Raw genomic sequence first — 16,609 nt, forward strand, 5'->3', positions numbered from 1 at the left:
CAAACAAAGGGGGATTTATGAGTGAATGTAGATATTCATTTCCAGGTGAGTGACGTGCTAAAAACGAAGCATTTTGCGCATGCGAAAGTGTTAGCAGGGGAAAAAGGACTGTTTCGGCAGGTCAAATGGGTACATGTATTAGAAGTGCCTGCTGTAGAGGATTTATTAAATGGAGGCGAGCTCATATTAACAACCGCCGCAGGTTTCCATGATCAACTGGATATGTTTAAAGAGTTTCTCAGACAGTTGATTGATTCAGGGGCGGCAGGCTTGTGTATTGAATTTGTTCCGCTAAGATTCGAAGTGCCGGAAGAATTACTGACCTATGCAGAAGAAAGAGATTTCCCACTGATTCTATTTACAAAAGAAGTGAAGTTCGTCAACATCACGCAGCATCTTCATACGATGATGATCGAGCGTCAGTATCAAATGATGGCTGATTTAGAAGCCCTCTCATCAAAGCTGAATGAGCTCTTACTCACTCCGCATCCGCAGATGGATATTTTAGATCAAGTGTATCAGCATGTGAGGGGAATTCTTTTACTCCTCCCCGTTCAAGGCGAGCCGATTGTTTTATGTGATTCTTCCAAGCAAACCGAAGAACTGGTTATGAACTTTTTGCAGTATGCATCCTTGCCAAAGGGATACGATGTGACGCAAAAACAAGTCCTAGCGCTTAAACAAACCTTTGCAGACCTTGTGCTCATTCATCAAGCGGACACGCTCTCAGAATTTGAACTGCTTGTGCTGGATAAAGGAGCGAATGCCCTTGCCCAGCAAACATTAAGAGAGCTTTATACAGAAGAGCTAAAGAAGACAAAAGAGAATGAATGGCTGCAAAAATGGTTCCAAGAAGCCCATACAGAACGAGAAATCATTGAGCATCTTGAAGAAACAGAAGGATTAAAAAAGCCAGCTGGCTGCGTTGTCATGCTTTTTCAAAAGCATCATCAAATTAAAGAAATCGCAGGTAATCTCTACTTTCTTGTATCTTGCCGCTCTATCTTCCAGCGTGCAGGTTTTCATCTGATTGCTTATGAGCATCAAGGACAAACCTTATTTATTTTATTGAATACGAGAAAAAAAGAGGACTGGAAAGAGCGCGCAGAAAAGGCTGCAAACGACATCAAACAATTGTATGAGCGGGAGCAGCCCCGAGGGGACGTGATCAATTTTGCCATCGGTCAATATTTTGAACAATTTCAGCATATGAGAAAAAGCTTTCAAGCCGCCAAAGAAGTGCTGCATTTAAAAAAAGTGCTGCCCCACCGGGTGGAAAGCCCATTTTATCAGGATTTACATATGCTCCGTCTCATGCCTGTTATGAAGGAAAGCGGTCTACTTGAATGTATGGTGAAAGAGTATTTAGAGCCAGTGATTTTAAACGATAACCAAAATAGCGGAAGGCTTTATCAAACGCTCAATCTCTTCTTACAGACAAACGGTTCAAAAAAAGAAACCGCAAGCCAGCTCTATATTGTGAGGCAAACCCTTTATCATAGACTGGATAAACTGCATGCTTTGCTTGGTGAGGATATGATGCAAGCGCCGAAACGCCAGGCACTTGAATTTGCCATTCTTGCTTATGAATTCCTGCAAGGAAGTCGCCGTTAGCCCAGTATGTTCAATTTGCCGAGACCTGAAGAAAAGTGTCCTATCATTCTTTTCAATCAGTTGACGATCTGTCTAATGTAATCTCCCTGTTTCCTTTTTTATAATGAAAGGAACGATGGGTTCTCTCTTACGGACGGACCTAGTTCCGGTTTCATATGACGCGCGTATCATCCATATAATGAATGGAGAGGCAATGTGCTGAGGAACTGGTCTAAGCTTCTTTAGTAGTGAAAACGGATACATGGGGGCGGGAAGATGAAAATACATGAGCAGGCGCAAAATCTTCAGGCGAAAGATGATCAATTGATCTGGCATCATATGAAAGGGACAAACAAGGAAAATGAAAGTATGGTCATTCTTGAGGCAGAAGGTGCATGGGTGAAAGATATTCATGGAAATCGCTATTTAGACGGGATGTCAGGCCTATGGTGTGTGAATGCTGGATATGGACGAAAAGAGCTTGCGGAAGCGGCTTATAAGCAATTAAATACAATGCCTTACTATCCACTCACACAAAGCCATGTGCCAGCGATCCAGCTGGCTGAAAAGCTCAATGAGTGGCTTGGCGGGGACTATGTCATTTTCTTTTCTAACAGCGGGTCTGAAGCCAATGAAGCCGCATTTAAGATTGCCAAACAATATCATGCGCAAACAGGAGAGAGTACAAGGACAAAGTTCATCTCCCGGTATCGGTCGTATCATGGCAATACAGCGGCAGCTCTTGCCGCAACCGGTCAAGCGCAGCGTAAATATAAATATGAACCATTAGGTCAGGGCTTTATCCACGTCGCACCGCCTGATCTATATCGTCACCCTGAGGACCAAGAGAACTTGGCAAGTGCAGCGGCCATTGACCAAGCGATGACGTGGGAATTAAGTGAGACCATCGCTGGAGTCATTATGGAACCGATTATTACAGGCGGTGGTATCTTAATGCCGCCAAAAGGGTATTTGAAGAAGGTGAAAGACATTTGTGAAGCTCATGGAGCGCTTCTCATCGTAGATGAAGTCATTTGCGGCTTTGGCCGGACAGGGAAGCGGTTTGGTTTTATGCATGAGGAAGTAAAGCCGGATATCATTACAATGGCAAAAGGGATTACAAGCGGCTATTTACCGCTTTCTGCAACGTGTGTAAAACGAGAAATCTATGAAGCTTATGCAGGAGAAGATACGTATGATCGGCTGCGTCATGTGAATACATTTGGCGGTCATCCTGCTTCCTGTGCCGTGGCACTTGCCAACCTAGAGATTATGGAAAGAGAGCAATTAGTAGAACGGTCCGAGGTGCTCGGCCGGGATATGCTTGACCGTTTGCAAGCGTTAAAAGAGCATCCATTTGTCGGTGATGTCAGAGGAAAAGGGTTGCTGTTCGGCATAGAGCTTGTTCAGAATCAACAGTCCAAAAAACCAGCAGAACCACATGTTGTCGCTCAATTGATCGCAGAATGTAAAAAACGCGGGCTGATCATCGGGAAAAATGGGGATACGGTGGCAGGCTATAATAATGTTGCGCAGCTCGCACCACCGCTTAATATCACAGATGATGATGCTTCATTTATCATCAATACCTTAAAAGAAAGCATGGCACAGCTATAGCAGAGAGACTTCTCTGCTTTTTTCTATGGAATAAAAGCTGCTGAGCTAGTGGATTCGATCAACCAAGCTGTTAGGTAATATCGGCATTGGGCACACTAGGTGTATTGAAAAATAGATGAGATTCTATTACTGTTAGGAGAAGGCTGAACCAATATATTTTAGAAGGAGACGGCATATGAGTTTTCATGATCAACCCATTCTACCTGCTGTTCGTAATATGAAGCAATTTGAGGAATTTTTAAAAAGTCCATTTACATATGGAGTCTTACTTGATGTTCACTTAGGCCGACTAAAGGGCATCATGAATGAGGCGAATGCCCATCATAAAAAAATGTTTGTCCATGTCGATCTCATTCACGGCATTAAACATGATGAGTATGGAACGGAATTTATTTGTCAGGAAATGAAGCCGGCAGGAATTATTTCTACTAGGTCTTCTGTCATAGTTAAAGCAAAGCAAAAAAAGGTATATGCCATTCAGCGAATGTTTTTACTTGATACGAGTGCCATGGAAAAAAGCATGGAGTTCGTAGGGAAACATCGTCCTGATTTTATTGAAGTATTGCCTGGAGTCGTACCAGATTTAATTACTGAAGTACGCGAGCGAGCAGGGATTCCAATATTTGCAGGCGGGTTTATTCGTACAAAAGAAGATGTAGAAAGAGCGCTTGAAGCTGGAGCTACAGCTGTAACGACCTCGAATACCACCCTTTGGAAAGCGTTCCAAAAGTGAAAAAGATAAAATGTGAAAATTGATTGACAACGTTTTCATCCTCTGATACTATAGCACTAAGTTAATATCATGTGATGGAGAAACGGAGATCCACAACAACGCTTTACTAGGTGACAAATGACCCTGATGTAAAGTATGTTTGTTGTGGATCTTTTTCTTTATCTTTTCTACACATTCATAGGGGATGGCAACTGAACCAGAGGAGGAATTTTTCATGACACCATTTTGGGGAGAAGTCGTAGGTACAATGCTGCTCATTATTTTTGGAGGCGGTGTGTGTGCGGCAGTTAATTTAAAGAAATCGCTCGCATATCAATCCGGCTGGATTGTAATCGCTTTCGGATGGGGATTTGCGGTAGCCATTGCAGCTTATTCAACTGGTGGGATCAGCGGAGCGCATTTAAATCCTGCACTGACAATTGGGCTTGCATTAGAAGGAAGTTTTCCTTGGGCTGATGTTCCAATGTATATTGTTGGTCAAATGCTTGGCGCATTAATAGGGGCTATTATTGTCTTTTTACATTACTTACCGCACTGGAAAGCAACAGACGATCCAGGTGCAAAGCTAGGTGTATTCTCAACTGGTCCTGCGATTCCGCATACTTTTGCAAACGTACTTAGTGAAGTGATCGGTACATTTGTATTGGTTCTAGGAATTTTAGCGATTGGTGCAAATAAATTTGCAGACGGAGTTAATCCGCTGATTGTTGGTTTCTTAATTGTTGCAATTGGTCTTTCATTAGGTGGAACAACTGGTTATGCAATTAACCCTGCTCGTGATTTAGGTCCGAGAATTGCACATGCGATCCTGCCGATTCCAGGAAAAGGCCCATCGAATTGGAAGTATGCTTGGGTGCCTGTTGTTGGTCCAATTTTAGGCGGCGCATTTGGTGGTGTTTTCTACAATGCAGCCTTTAAAGCGAACGTCACTCCAGCCTTTTGGATTGTAAGCGTTATTTTAGTTGTGGTATTGTTAGGACTCTATGTCTCTACGAAAAACCAAACAAATGCTGTAAATGAAAGTATGTAAGGGGAGGAAAAACATCATGGCAAAAGAAAAATATATTCTCGCATTAGATCAAGGGACAACAAGCTCAAGAGCGATCTTATTTGATCAAGAAGGCAAAATTGCCCATACAGCTCAGAAGGAATTTAATCAATATTTTCCGAACCCAGGCTGGGTAGAACACAATGCTAATGAAATTTGGAGCTCTGTTCTATCCGTCATTTCAACTGCTTTAATTGAATCAGGAATTGAAGCAGATCAAATCGCTGGTATTGGAATTACGAACCAGCGTGAGACAGCTGTTGTTTGGGATAAACATACAGGCGCACCTATTTATAATGCGATTGTTTGGCAGTCAAGACAAACGTCTGGCATTTGTGAAGAGTTGAAAGCGCAAGGTCACAATGAAACGTTTAGAAATAAAACAGGTCTTCTCATCGATGCTTATTTCTCAGGCACAAAAGTAAAATGGATTTTAGACAATGTAGAAGGTGCTCGTGAGAAAGCAGAAAATGGCGACTTACTGTTTGGCACAATCGATACATGGCTTATTTGGAAGATGACTGGCGGTAAATCACACGTCACAGATTATTCCAATGCGTCAAGAACGTTAATGTTCAACATTTACGATCTGAAATGGGACGAAGAATTACTTGATATCCTTGGCGTACCTGCATCTATGCTTCCAGATGTGAAACCATCTTCACACATTTATGGTGAAACAACAGACTATCACTTCTTCGGAAGAAATATTCCGATTGCAGGAGCAGCGGGAGATCAGCAGTCTGCTTTATTTGGTCAGGCTTGCTTTGAAGAAGGTATGGCGAAGAACACATATGGTACAGGATGTTTCATGTTGATGAATACAGGGGAAAAAGCAATTAAGTCGGATCATGGTTTATTAACGACGATTGCATGGGGCATTGACGGCAAAGTTGAATATGCTTTAGAAGGAAGTATTTTCGTTGCTGGTTCAGCGATTCAGTGGCTGCGTGACGGACTGAGAATGTTTAAAGACTCGAAAGACAGCGAAGCTTACGCAGAGCGCGTTGAGTCAACAGATGGCGTATATGTCGTTCCGGCATTCGTTGGTCTAGGCACACCTTACTGGGACAGTGATGTCAGAGGCGCTGTATTCGGATTAACACGCGGTACTTCTAAAGAGCACTTCATCCGTGCAACGTTAGAATCACTTGCTTATCAAACGAAAGATGTGTTAGATGCGATGGAAAAGGATTCAAACATCTCACTTAAAACATTGCGAGTTGATGGCGGAGCTGTGAAGAATGATTTCTTAATGGGCTTCCAAAGTGATTTACTGGATGTGCCTGTAGAGCGTCCAGAAATTAATGAAACGACGGCACTCGGTGCGGCCTATCTTGCGGGAATAGCAGTTGGCTTCTGGAACGACCGTTCAGACATTGCAAAACAGTGGAACCTTGACAAGCGCTTTGAACCTAAGATGGAAGAAGGCAGCCGTGACTCGTTATACAGCGGGTGGAAAAAGGCTGTAAAAGCAGCTCAAGCTTTCAAATAAACCAAAAGTATGGTATACTTCAAGTAAGTTAATAGAACGGTTGGAGAACTGGAGAGACCGCAGGCACCGAAGTGTAGAAATACGCTTTGGGTGTTTGCGGTCTCTTTTTCTTTACCGTACAACATGGGAGGAACAAGAGATGACTTTTTCTAGCTTAGAAAGAGAACAAATGCTGCAGGAAATGACAAAAAAACCATATGATGTGTTTATCATTGGTGGGGGTATTACAGGCGCAGGTACAGCACTTGATGCGGCTTCACGCGGAATGCGTGTCGGTCTTGCTGAAATGCAGGATTTCGCAGCCGGTACGTCTAGTCGATCAACGAAACTAGTGCACGGTGGACTTCGTTATTTAAAACAATTTGAAGTGAAGATGGTCGCAGAGGTCGGTAAAGAGCGTGCCATCGTATATGAAAACGGTCCTCATGTGACAACGCCAGAATGGATGCTGCTTCCGATGCATAAAGGCGGGACATTTGGTAAGTTCTCAACCTCAATTGGACTGAGAGTGTATGACTTTTTAGCAGGCGTAAAGCATAGCGAACGTCGAAGCATGCTAAGTGCGAAAGAAACACTTGCAAAAGAACCGCTTGTGAAAAAAGACGGCTTAAAAGGCGGAGGCTATTATGTTGAATACCGTACAGATGATGCACGTCTGACAATTGAAGTCATGAAAGAGGCTGTGAAATTTGGGGCAGAAGCAGTCAACTATGCGAAAGTAAAAGAATTCATTTATGATAAAGGCAAAGTTGTCGGTGTTGTCATTGAAGATGTCATGACGCAGAAAACATACGATGTATATGCGAAAAAAATTGTCAATGCAACAGGTCCATGGGTCGATCAGCTAAGAGACAAGGATCACTCAAAAGAAGGGAAACACTTGCAGCATACAAAAGGTATTCACTTAGTATTCGACCAATCTGTCTTCCCATTAAAACAAGCGATCTACTTTGATACACCTGATAAACGTATGGTCTTTGCGATTCCAAGAGAAGGCAAAACGTACGTTGGAACAACAGATACAGTGTACAAAAAACAGCTGGAACATCCGCGTATGACAAAAGCAGATCGTGATTATGTCATCAAAGCGATTCAATACATGTTCCCTGATCTCAATATTACGGAAAAAGATGTTGAATCTAACTGGGCTGGTCTTCGTCCGCTCATTCATGAAGAAGGCAAAGATCCTTCAGAAATCTCTCGTAAGGATGAAGTGTGGACATCATCTTCAGGCTTAATTACCATTGCTGGAGGTAAATTAACAGGCTACCGCAAAATGGCTGAGCACATTGTGAATCTTGTACGTGATGGACTAAAAGAAGAAACGGGCAAAGACTTTGGGCCATGTAAAACAAAGCATATGCCAATTTCAGGCGGTCATGTAGGTGGATCTAAAAATATGGCTTCCTTTGTCCAGGCGAAAACAGCAGAAGGAGCATCTGTTGGTTTAACAGAACCGATTGCTCAAAAACTCGCTGAGAAATATGGCTCAAACGTCAGCAGTCTCTTCAATCGTGTCGAGCAGCTTCAAGGCGAAGCAGACAAACGAAACATTCCAGCGTATGTACTGGCAGAGCTTGTCTATGCGATCGAAGAAGAATTAGCCGTTACCCCTGTTGATTTCTTCTTAAGAAGAACAGGAAGCCTATTATTTAATATCAATTGGGCAAAAAAATATGCACAGCCAGTCATCGACTATATGGCAGAGCGTTTCGGCTGGGATGAAGCAACAAAACAGAAACATCAAACAGAATTAGATCAACTTTTCCATGAAGCAGTCGTACCGCTTGATGCTGAATAAGAGAAAAGCCGATCATGTATCGGCTTTTCAGCGTGTAGACAAACCCTCGCATTCTTTGTCAGTCCTGCGCTCCGGTGCTCACGAATGACAAATTCGCTCTGCTCCGGTGCTCGTCCTTCCTAGACTGCAAAGGTTTTCTATCACGCTGAAAAGAAGACAAAGGGCTAAAATAAACATCATTTTAGCACTTTGTCAACAATCTTAAAAGCCGATCATGTATCGGCTTTTTTATTTGTTCTTCATTTTCTTCATCTGCTAATGATATAGCATGACATAAAGGGTGATTCCATATAGAATAACAGTAGAGGTTATTTTATTGATAAGAGCTGGGAGGACGACCATGAGTTGGAAGACGAATTATGAGCGATGGATCAATGAGAAGCACCTGGATACTGAGCTAAGGGAGTGGCTAGAGGCGCATCAAGATGACCACCAGGCGCTTGAAGACTGTTTCTACAAAAACCTTGAGTTTGGCACTGGAGGCATGCGCGGTGAAATTGGTGCCGGCACGAACCGAATGAATGTGTACACGGTTCGTAAAGCATCTGCAGGTCTTGCTGCGTATATTGCGAAACATGGAGAGGATGCAAAAAGAAGAGGCGTCGCCATTGCATATGATTCACGCCATAAGTCGCCTGAATTTGCGATGGAATCAGCCAAAACACTTGCTTCACAGGGAATCCAAACGTACGTATTTGACGAACTGCGTCCAACACCAGAACTCTCATTTGCTGTTCGGGAGCTGAATGCATTTGCTGGGATTGTCGTGACAGCAAGTCATAATCCACCAGAATATAATGGCTATAAAGTGTATGGAGAAGATGGCGGACAGCTGCCACCGCTTCAAGCAGATCAAGTCATTCAAGAAGTGGATGCAATTGAAAATGAACTGTCAATTTCAGTTGATTCAGAAGAGACGTTAAAACAACAAGGGCTGATCAACATGATCGGAGAAGAAATTGATCATGCATATATAGAAAAATTAAAAACCATCAGTGTGCATCCTGAGCTGGCAAATGAGGTCGATGTGAAAGTCGTATTTACCCCGCTTCATGGCACTGCGAACCAGCCTGTCCGAAAAGGGCTTCAAGCTCTTGGCTATCAGCATGTGACTGTTGTGCCTGAACAGGAGAATCCAGATCCACAATTCTCAACAGTGACATCGCCAAACCCAGAGGAGCATGCCGCATTTGAATATGCCATCAAGCTTGGCGAAAAGCAGAATGCCGATATCCTCATTGCAACAGACCCAGATGCTGATAGGTTAGGCATTGCGGTCAAAAATCATGATGGGGAGTTTACCGTCTTAACAGGTAACCAAACAGGAGCCTTGCTGCTTCATTATTTATTATCTGAAAAACAAAAGCTGGGTCAGCTGCCGCCTCGTCCCGTTGTGATGAAAACCATCGTCACAAGTGAGCTTGGCCGAGCTGTTGCATCAGCATTTGGTGCCGACACGATAGACACACTGACCGGCTTTAAATTTATTGGAGAAAAAATCAAGCAATTCGAAGAGAGCGGAGAATACACGTTTCAATTCGGTTATGAAGAGAGCTATGGCTATTTAATCGGTGACTTTGCCCGGGATAAAGATGCGGTGCAAGCAGCGCTGTTAGCCGTCGAAGTAGCAGCTTTCTATAAAAAACAAGGCAAGTCTTTGTACGATGCACTTGTTGATATTTTCAAGGAGTTTGGATTTTACCGGGAAGGGTTAAAGTCGTTAACCTTAAAAGGAAAAGAAGGAGCAGAACAGATTTCAGCCATCCTTCATACGTTTAGAACAAATCCGCCTGCTACTATCGCAAGGCAGCGAATTACTATCATCGAGGATTACCAATCAAGTCAAAGATACCACGTGGCTGAAAAGAAAGAAGAAATCATTCATCTACCAGCATCAAACGTGCTGAAATATTTCCTTGAGGATGGCTCTTGGTTCTGTTTAAGACCTTCCGGCACTGAACCTAAAGTAAAATTTTATATTGCCGTCAAAGGTACGTCTTTAACAGATAGCGAAGAAAAGCTGAAGCAATTGTCAGAAGAAGTGATGAAAGTCGTATATGAGATTGTGGAAGAAACAGCTAAATAAACAAACAAGGCCATCGTGTGCATGCATGATGGCCTTTTCTCCATCAAAAGGATGAGAAAAAATCATCCTTTTAGAGAAAGGCCCGGCAGAGTGCTCATGGTATAATGAGCGTAATGATAAGAGAAGGTAGCAAGTGCTGGGGGTACACAGTATGGGAGAATACCAAGAGAAGGTTCAAACATTAAAAACGTTAAAAGAAATTGCAGAAAAGCTCAATGAAGGCATGGAAATGAAAGATACACTTCATGAAGTGCTTCAAATGCTGATGGATGTGACAGGCTTTCATTCAGCATGGATTTATTTTATAGAAAAAGACGGCTCGTATGAACTGATGGCAGATGTCTCCTTACCCGAAGCGCTGGCAAAGCATCAAAAGCAGCTCATGTGTCAAAATGATTGCTATTGCATCAATCGATACACAAAAGGCTCGCTACAATCAGCGACGAACATTATTAACTGTAAACGCATAGAAACGGCGATTGATCAAAAGCTAGGGGATACTGAAGAAATTACGCATCATGCGACCGTTCCTCTCAAAGCGTGTAAGCGTACGTTTGGGTTATTGAATGTGGCGGCAAAAGGAAAAATCACATTTACGCAAGAAGAACTAAATTTACTTGAAAGCATTGCGCTTCAAATCGGCACTGCCATTCAGCGGATGAAGCTTGTGCAAAACGAACATCAGCATGCGCTATTGGAAGAAAGAAACCGGCTAGCACAAGACTTACATGATTCTGTCAACCAAATGCTCTTTTCAGTCAGTTTGACTGCTAAGGCCGCGCGTCAAATGACTAACGATCAAAGTCTAGGGGAAATGATTGATTTTATTCAGCATTTATCACAAGATGCACTGGTTGAAATGCGGTCACTCATTTGGCAGCTAAGACCAAGAGGAATTGAAAAAGGCTTTACAACAGGCATTGAAGAGTATGCGAAGCTTTTAGGCTTACGTTGTACATTATCGTTATCCGGCTGTATAGAGATGGATCATTCGCAGCATGAAACGTTGTTTCGGGTATGCCAAGAAGCGCTGAATAATTGTCAAAAACATGCGGGAGTAGAGGAAGTCAAAGTCCAGCTTGAACAATCAAAAGACACGTTTGAGATGAAAATCATCGATCATGGAAAAGGATTTCAGTACGATGAGCAAATGAGCCTTCCTTCGCTTGGACTGAAAGGGATGTCTGATCGCATCAAAAGAGCTGGCGGTACATTTTGTATTGACTCTGAGATCGGTAAAGGAACGATTATTCAAGTGAAGGTGCCATTTTCGCAAGAAAGGAGGGAATCGAAATGAGAGTTGTCATTGCAGATGATCATCATATTGTGAGAAAAGGGCTTGTGTTTTTCTTGCAGACACAGCCTGACGTCGAGATCGTTGGTGAGGCTTCTAATGGAGAAGAAGCATTAGAAGTTGTGAGACAAACGAGGCCTGACATCGTCCTGATGGATCTATCGATGCCTGTGATGAATGGCATTGAGGCGACAAAACAAATGATGCAGGAAATGCCTGATACCCACATTGTAATCCTGACAAGTTATGCGGATAAAGATTATGTCATTCCCGCCATTCAAGCAGGGGCCAGAGCGTATCAGCTCAAGGATGTAGCGCCGGAAAAACTTCTTACGACAATGATTGACGTACAAAAGGGCACCTATCAGCTAGATGGTCATATCACCACCTTTCTTGTCCAGCATTTGACCGAGCCAAAAGAGCAAAAATGGGCACTGATGAAAGAGCTAACCAATAGAGAGCGAGATGTCTTATTTGAAATTGCAAAGGGTAAAAGCAATAAAGAAATTGCCGCATCCCTGTTTATTTCTGAAAAAACTGTCAAAACGCACGTATCCCATGTATTATCAAAACTAGAGTTGGCCGATCGAACCCAGGCGGCTCTGTATGCAGTAGATTATCAAAAAAACCAGCCGAAAGAGCTGTTATAACAAAAGGAGATTTAGTCGTTATGCTAAAACTTTTAAGCGCACATTCAGTTCAATAAATTGAATAAAAAGAGCACGGTAGCTAGTTTATTTGACGTGCCTTTTGCGTGAAAAGAGAAGCATGTTCAGTCTAATTTCTAAAAGTAAAACGATAAAAGACTTGATGAGTGGATGCTCATGAAGTCTTTTTTATGTTGAAGGAGGTGATGAACCGCTGATGATAAGCTGCTTTAAAAAGGAGGGGAAAAATGGAGACATATAAATTAGTGAGTGATTATCGTCATGATGACAAATTGAGAGAAAGCTTTAATGCGTTAGCGATCAATACATTTGATTTGGATTTTAGTGGCTGGTATAAGAGAGGGTACTGGGATGAAAAATATATTCCTTATTCCTTTGTCGATCAAGGGAAAGTGGTTTCAAACGCATCCGTCTATCTCATGTCACTAGTCATTGATGGTCAAAAGTATCGAGCTGTTCAAATTGGCACAGTGATGACAGATCAAGCCTACCGCCATAAAGGATTAGCGACAAAGTTAATGCAGCATATTATGGATACGTACAAAAATGACTGCGATCTGATCTTTCTTTTTGCCAATGAAACCGTGCTGGATTTTTATCCGAGGTTCGGCTTTACTCGTTACCATGAAAGTGAATTTAGTTTAAATATCAGCAAAAGCACCCTTCAAGTGAAAAAGGATATGCATTTCAGGCAACTGTCGCTGAAGCATGACCTGCCATTGCTTGAACAGTTTGCAGAAAAACGTCAAATAGGCTCAATGAAATTAGATGCTCACGGTCATGGTAGCTTATTGATGTTTTACTTTACATTGGTTTGGCCGGATGCCATTTTCTATATTGAATCGTTAGAGACCATTGTTTTGATGAATGAAGAAAATGACACCATACATGTGTTTGATATTATATCTCTACAAGCACCAAATATAGAGGAAGTTGTTGCAAGTATCGTGAATGAAACGACGGAAAAAGTGATCTTCTACTTTACCCTTGATACGTCAATGGAGGGCTTACATACGATCAAGACACCAAATGATGAGGATGCGCTGTTTATTTACACGAAAAAAGAGTGGGTCAAAGACCACTTTATGCTTCCAATTACTGCGCACTGCTAAATGTATGTAAAAAGGCTGATAATCAGCCTTTTTCTTTATGTGTACATCGGTTGTGAATACACTTCAGAAGCAGCAGCCTCTGAAGCATGGTCAATGTACTGGAGGAGCCCGTATAAACATTTTTCAACATCTGCATCGTTCCGGTTAAATTGATACGCATGTAAGAAATGCTCAATACGTTTGGAGAGCAAGTCATCTTGCGTACGTACCATAAGAATAAGTAAATTATCCCATTGCGAGCGATGCGTATAGTAAAGTGCTTTATCATAATCCGCCACATTCATCAAACCTTCTCCTTTCCCTTGAGAAGTCCTCATTAGTTTGCTCGGAACATATCGACATTTTCAGGGGAAAAGTTGGTGTCCGCATGAATCATGTACCGGGAATTATAGGCTGAATAAATGCTGCATGTATGAAAACGGATCGACCGGCAAAAGCTAAACAAAATATATACATGAAAGAGAGATAGGCGATATCATGCAGCCGAAAAAGTGGATGCTTTTTGCAGCAGAAATGGTTTTGTTTGGTAGCTTGATGATCCATCCTGAAATAAAAGCAGCGTCACAGCCTGTTGAAAATTGGGAAAGACTTGCATACACAGCGTTGCAAGACGAATATGAAGGCGCCGCTTTAAACGATTATCGATATATTGGCCGTACACAAGTAAATGATGACCAGACAAAAGATGTGTTTCGCGTCACCGTGAAGGAAGGCTCAATGCTTTTTGCTGCACACGCAGAAATCTATTTTCACCCAGTGACTGGTCATTTAATTAGTATTAACGTATTCCGGCTATAAAAAAGCCCCTCTTTATGAAGAGGGGCTCGGCGTGTAGACAAACGCTCGCATGCGGTGTCAGTCCTGCAATGGTTTTCTATCACGCTGAAAAGAAGACAAAGTGCTAAAATCATTTTAGCACTTTGCCAATAATCTGATCCTCTCATATGAGGAGGGGATCAGAGCTGATTCAATTATTTATTTCATGTTTCCTTGAAGGAATGAGCGAATATCGACACCAAGTGAGTCGGCTAATCGTTGTCCGTAGTCTTCATCTGCACGATAGAAATTGCAGATCGCAAGTGATTTGGTTTTGTCATTTACATCTTTCAAGTCAGCTGTTAGGTTTTTGATCAATGCTTTCTTCTCTTCTTCAGAGTAGCTTCGATATCTTTCACCAGCTTGTTTGAAATCGTTCGGTTTTTCGATTTTTTGTCTTACCATACGATCATCAGGAAGAACTGGCTCACTTTCTTTGTAGTGAGGATTTTCTTTTGGCTGATCATCGTAACGGTTTGGTTCATAGTTAATATGACCGCTTGGACGAGTTGTTGTCATAAAGCCATCCTGCTGATTATTGTGTACAGGTGCATAAGGGCAGTTCACCGGAATACGCATGTAGTTTGCACCAAGGCGGTGACGCTGCGTATCAGGATATGAGAACAGACGTCCTTGAAGCAGTTTATCTTCAGACGCTTCGATTCCTGGAACAAGTGCACTCGGCGTGAAAGCAGCTTGTTCTGTCTCAGCAAAGAAGTTTTCAGGGTTGCGGTTGAGTGTCATGCGTCCTACTTTTTGAAGCGGGTAATCTTCCTCGCTCCATGTTTTTGTTGGGTCACATGGATCAAAATCAAGGTCATCATAATCGCTAAGCGGCATTAGCTGGACGTATAAGTCCCATGCAGGATAATTGCCTTTTTCAATACGGTCATATAAGTCTCTTGTTGCATGCTGGAAATCATTCGCTTGAATTTCAGATGCTTCTTCCATCGATAAATTGCGAATACCTTCTGAAGGTCTCCAGTGATATTTCACATATTTTGTTTCTCCATATTTGTTCACCCATCTAAATGTATGCACACCAGAACCACGCATTTCAGCATAGTTCGCAGGGATTCCTTCATCAGAGAAGAGCCATGTGAGCATATGAGTAGATTCAGGTGTTAAGGTCATAAAATCCCAATAACGGTCAGGATCTTGGATATTGGTTACAGGATCTGGCTTGAGAGAGTGAACCATATCAGGGAATTTGAGTGCATCACGTATAAAGAAGATGGGCAAGTTGTTACCAACTAGATCATAGTTGCCTTCTTCTGTGTAAAATTTGACAGCAAAGCCGCGCGGGTCACGCAATGTTTCTGGTGAACCTTTAGGGTGAATAACAGTTGAGAAGCGAACAAAAACGTCTGTCTGTTTTCCTTCTTCACTTAAGAAGGCAGCTTTTGTATGTTTCTCCATGCTATTTTCAACTTCAAACACACCGTAAGCACCGGCGCCTCTTGCATGAACGACACGCTCTGGAATACGTTCACGATCGAAGTGTGCAAGTTTTTCAATCAAATGGTAATCATCAAGGAATGTAGGTCCACGGTGACCAGCTGTTCTTGAATTTTGATTATCGCCAACAGGAACGCCTTGGTTCGTTGTCAAATTTTTATGATTTGAATTTGTCATTCTTTTCTCCTCCTGTAAACAAAAAATGTTTTCTAGCAATCTATATACCCTAATTATATTGAATCAAACATGATAGTCAATATTTATTTATAATAATTTTAAATAAATTATTATTACAAGGAGGTAAAGAAAAAGACGAAAGAATAGAATTCTTTCGCCTTAAAGCAGGAGCTCTCTTAGAGCATCTTTGTTTTGAGTTAAATCTTTTAATGTGTATTGGTCAAGAACGCGTAAGTAAGCAGTGAGTGCTTCATGAAGTACATGCTTTAATGAACAAATCGGGGAGATAATACAGCTGTTTTTCTTTGGATCGAAGCATTCAACCATCACTAAATCATCCTCTGTATAACGGACAACCTCTCCAATGTTAATGCTCTCTGGGCTTTTCCCAAGCCTAATCCCGCCATTTCTTCCCCGGATCGTTTCCACATACCCGCGTTTTCCAAGATGGTAAATCACCTTTGTCAGATGATTTTTAGAAATGCCATAAACATCGGCAATCTGCTGAATATTAGACAGTTCATTGTTTTCTCTTGATGCTAAATAAATGAGTACCCTTAATGAAAAATCTGTATAATTCGTTAGTTTCATTTTGATAACCTCTAAACCTGATAGAGTTTTGTACCATCGTAACACATTTTAGACAAAAACTGTTCGAGAAAGTATGAAATGTGGCAATATTTAAAACATGTATTATAAATATTGCTTTTA

Annotated in this window: 14 protein-coding genes; 11 read left to right on the plus strand and 3 right to left on the minus strand. The window is 41.9% G+C overall.

Annotation, left to right across the window (positions count from 1 at the left end; all coding sequences use genetic code 11):
- Positions 1-21: 21 nt before the first annotated feature.
- The 10 genes from C5695_RS04585 to C5695_RS04630 all read left to right on the plus strand — a co-directional run bounded on the left by C5695_RS04585 (position 22) and on the right by C5695_RS04630 (position 13,447).
- Positions 22-1,614 (plus strand): PucR family transcriptional regulator, encoded by a 1,593-nt coding sequence (locus tag C5695_RS04585; protein ID WP_117729576.1) that lies wholly within the window; start codon positions 22-24, stop codon positions 1,612-1,614.
- Between the two features lie 255 nt (positions 1,615-1,869).
- On the plus strand, positions 1,870-3,210 hold the full coding sequence (locus C5695_RS04590; RefSeq protein ID WP_117729578.1) for an aspartate aminotransferase family protein: 1,341 nt from the start codon (positions 1,870-1,872) through the stop codon (positions 3,208-3,210).
- 175 nt (positions 3,211-3,385) lie between these two features.
- Positions 3,386-3,943: a glycerol-3-phosphate responsive antiterminator gene (locus tag C5695_RS04595; RefSeq protein WP_034663739.1), complete on the plus strand. Its 558-nt coding sequence runs from the start codon at positions 3,386-3,388 to the stop codon at positions 3,941-3,943.
- 214 nt (positions 3,944-4,157) lie between these two features.
- Positions 4,158-4,973 (plus strand): MIP/aquaporin family protein, encoded by an 816-nt coding sequence (locus tag C5695_RS04600; RefSeq protein WP_117729580.1) that lies wholly within the window; start codon positions 4,158-4,160, stop codon positions 4,971-4,973.
- A 16-nt stretch (positions 4,974-4,989) separates the two neighbouring features.
- Complete coding sequence (gene glpK, locus C5695_RS04605; RefSeq protein ID WP_117729583.1) at positions 4,990-6,486, plus strand: glycerol kinase GlpK; 1,497 nt, start codon at positions 4,990-4,992, stop codon at positions 6,484-6,486.
- A gap of 139 nt (positions 6,487-6,625) precedes the next feature.
- Entirely contained in the window at positions 6,626-8,287 is a 1,662-nt protein-coding gene (gene glpD / locus C5695_RS04610) for a glycerol-3-phosphate dehydrogenase (protein WP_117729585.1), read from the plus strand.
- 340 nt (positions 8,288-8,627) lie between these two features.
- Positions 8,628-10,373, plus strand: a complete 1,746-nt coding sequence (locus C5695_RS04615; protein WP_117729587.1) for a phospho-sugar mutase — start codon at positions 8,628-8,630, stop codon at positions 10,371-10,373.
- 151 nt (positions 10,374-10,524) lie between these two features.
- Positions 10,525-11,670 carry a GAF domain-containing sensor histidine kinase gene (locus C5695_RS04620; protein ID WP_117729589.1) on the plus strand — a complete coding sequence of 382 codons (1,146 nt, stop codon included), beginning with the start codon at positions 10,525-10,527 and terminating at the stop codon, positions 11,668-11,670.
- Positions 11,667-12,317, plus strand: coding sequence for a response regulator (locus tag C5695_RS04625; RefSeq protein WP_117729591.1), 651 nt, complete (start codon positions 11,667-11,669; stop codon positions 12,315-12,317). The genes C5695_RS04620 and C5695_RS04625 overlap by 4 nt, the downstream gene beginning before the upstream one ends.
- Positions 12,318-12,562: 245 nt before the next feature.
- Complete coding sequence (locus tag C5695_RS04630; protein ID WP_117729594.1) at positions 12,563-13,447, plus strand: GNAT family N-acetyltransferase; 885 nt, start codon at positions 12,563-12,565, stop codon at positions 13,445-13,447.
- 35 nt (positions 13,448-13,482) lie between these two features.
- Here C5695_RS04630 and C5695_RS04635 read toward each other — a convergent pair whose 3' ends face one another.
- Positions 13,483-13,731: a YhdB family protein gene (locus C5695_RS04635; RefSeq protein WP_024426598.1), complete on the minus strand. Its 249-nt coding sequence runs from the start codon at positions 13,729-13,731 to the stop codon at positions 13,483-13,485.
- A gap of 229 nt (positions 13,732-13,960) precedes the next feature.
- On the opposite strand from C5695_RS04635, the gene C5695_RS04640 reads away from it, so the two are divergent.
- Entirely contained in the window at positions 13,961-14,245 is a 285-nt protein-coding gene (locus C5695_RS04640) for a YqzG/YhdC family protein (protein WP_233230835.1), read from the plus strand.
- A 177-nt stretch (positions 14,246-14,422) separates the two neighbouring features.
- Here the strand turns inward: C5695_RS04640 and C5695_RS04645 are convergent, their stop codons facing one another.
- The gene (locus C5695_RS04645) at positions 14,423-15,898 is read right to left on the minus strand and encodes a catalase (protein WP_117729598.1); all 1,476 of its coding nucleotides are present in this window, start codon (positions 15,896-15,898) and stop codon (positions 14,423-14,425) included.
- 159 nt (positions 15,899-16,057) lie between these two features.
- On the minus strand, positions 16,058-16,489 hold the full coding sequence (locus C5695_RS04650) for an Rrf2 family transcriptional regulator (protein WP_106048874.1): 432 nt from the start codon (positions 16,487-16,489) through the stop codon (positions 16,058-16,060).
- Positions 16,490-16,609: the final 120 nt, after the last annotated feature.

This window comes from Bacillus pumilus (genome assembly GCF_003431975.1).
GTDB classification, from domain to species: domain Bacteria; phylum Bacillota; class Bacilli; order Bacillales; family Bacillaceae; genus Bacillus; species Bacillus pumilus_N.

Bases quoted from the DNA above. Each gene is read 5' to 3' on its own strand.
- C5695_RS04590 (WP_117729578.1), top strand. From the start codon at position 1,870: ATGAAAATACATGAGCAGGCGCAAAATCTTCAGGCGAAAGATGATCAA.
- C5695_RS04595 (WP_034663739.1), top strand. From the start codon at position 3,386: ATGAGTTTTCATGATCAACCCATTCTACCTGCTGTTCGTAATATGAAG.
- C5695_RS04600 (WP_117729580.1), top strand. From the start codon at position 4,158: ATGACACCATTTTGGGGAGAAGTCGTAGGTACAATGCTGCTCATTATT.
- glpK (WP_117729583.1), top strand. From the start codon at position 4,990: ATGGCAAAAGAAAAATATATTCTCGCATTAGATCAAGGGACAACAAGC.
- glpD (WP_117729585.1), top strand. From the start codon at position 6,626: ATGACTTTTTCTAGCTTAGAAAGAGAACAAATGCTGCAGGAAATGACA.
- C5695_RS04615 (WP_117729587.1), top strand. From the start codon at position 8,628: ATGAGTTGGAAGACGAATTATGAGCGATGGATCAATGAGAAGCACCTG.
- C5695_RS04620 (WP_117729589.1), top strand. From the start codon at position 10,525: ATGGGAGAATACCAAGAGAAGGTTCAAACATTAAAAACGTTAAAAGAA.
- C5695_RS04625 (WP_117729591.1), top strand. From the start codon at position 11,667: ATGAGAGTTGTCATTGCAGATGATCATCATATTGTGAGAAAAGGGCTT.
- C5695_RS04630 (WP_117729594.1), top strand. From the start codon at position 12,563: ATGGAGACATATAAATTAGTGAGTGATTATCGTCATGATGACAAATTG.
- C5695_RS04635 (WP_024426598.1), bottom strand. From the start codon at position 13,731: ATGAATGTGGCGGATTATGATAAAGCACTTTACTATACGCATCGCTCG.
- C5695_RS04640 (WP_233230835.1), top strand. From the start codon at position 13,961: ATGGTTTTGTTTGGTAGCTTGATGATCCATCCTGAAATAAAAGCAGCG.
- C5695_RS04645 (WP_117729598.1), bottom strand. From the start codon at position 15,898: ATGACAAATTCAAATCATAAAAATTTGACAACGAACCAAGGCGTTCCT.
- C5695_RS04650 (WP_106048874.1), bottom strand. From the start codon at position 16,489: ATGAAACTAACGAATTATACAGATTTTTCATTAAGGGTACTCATTTAT.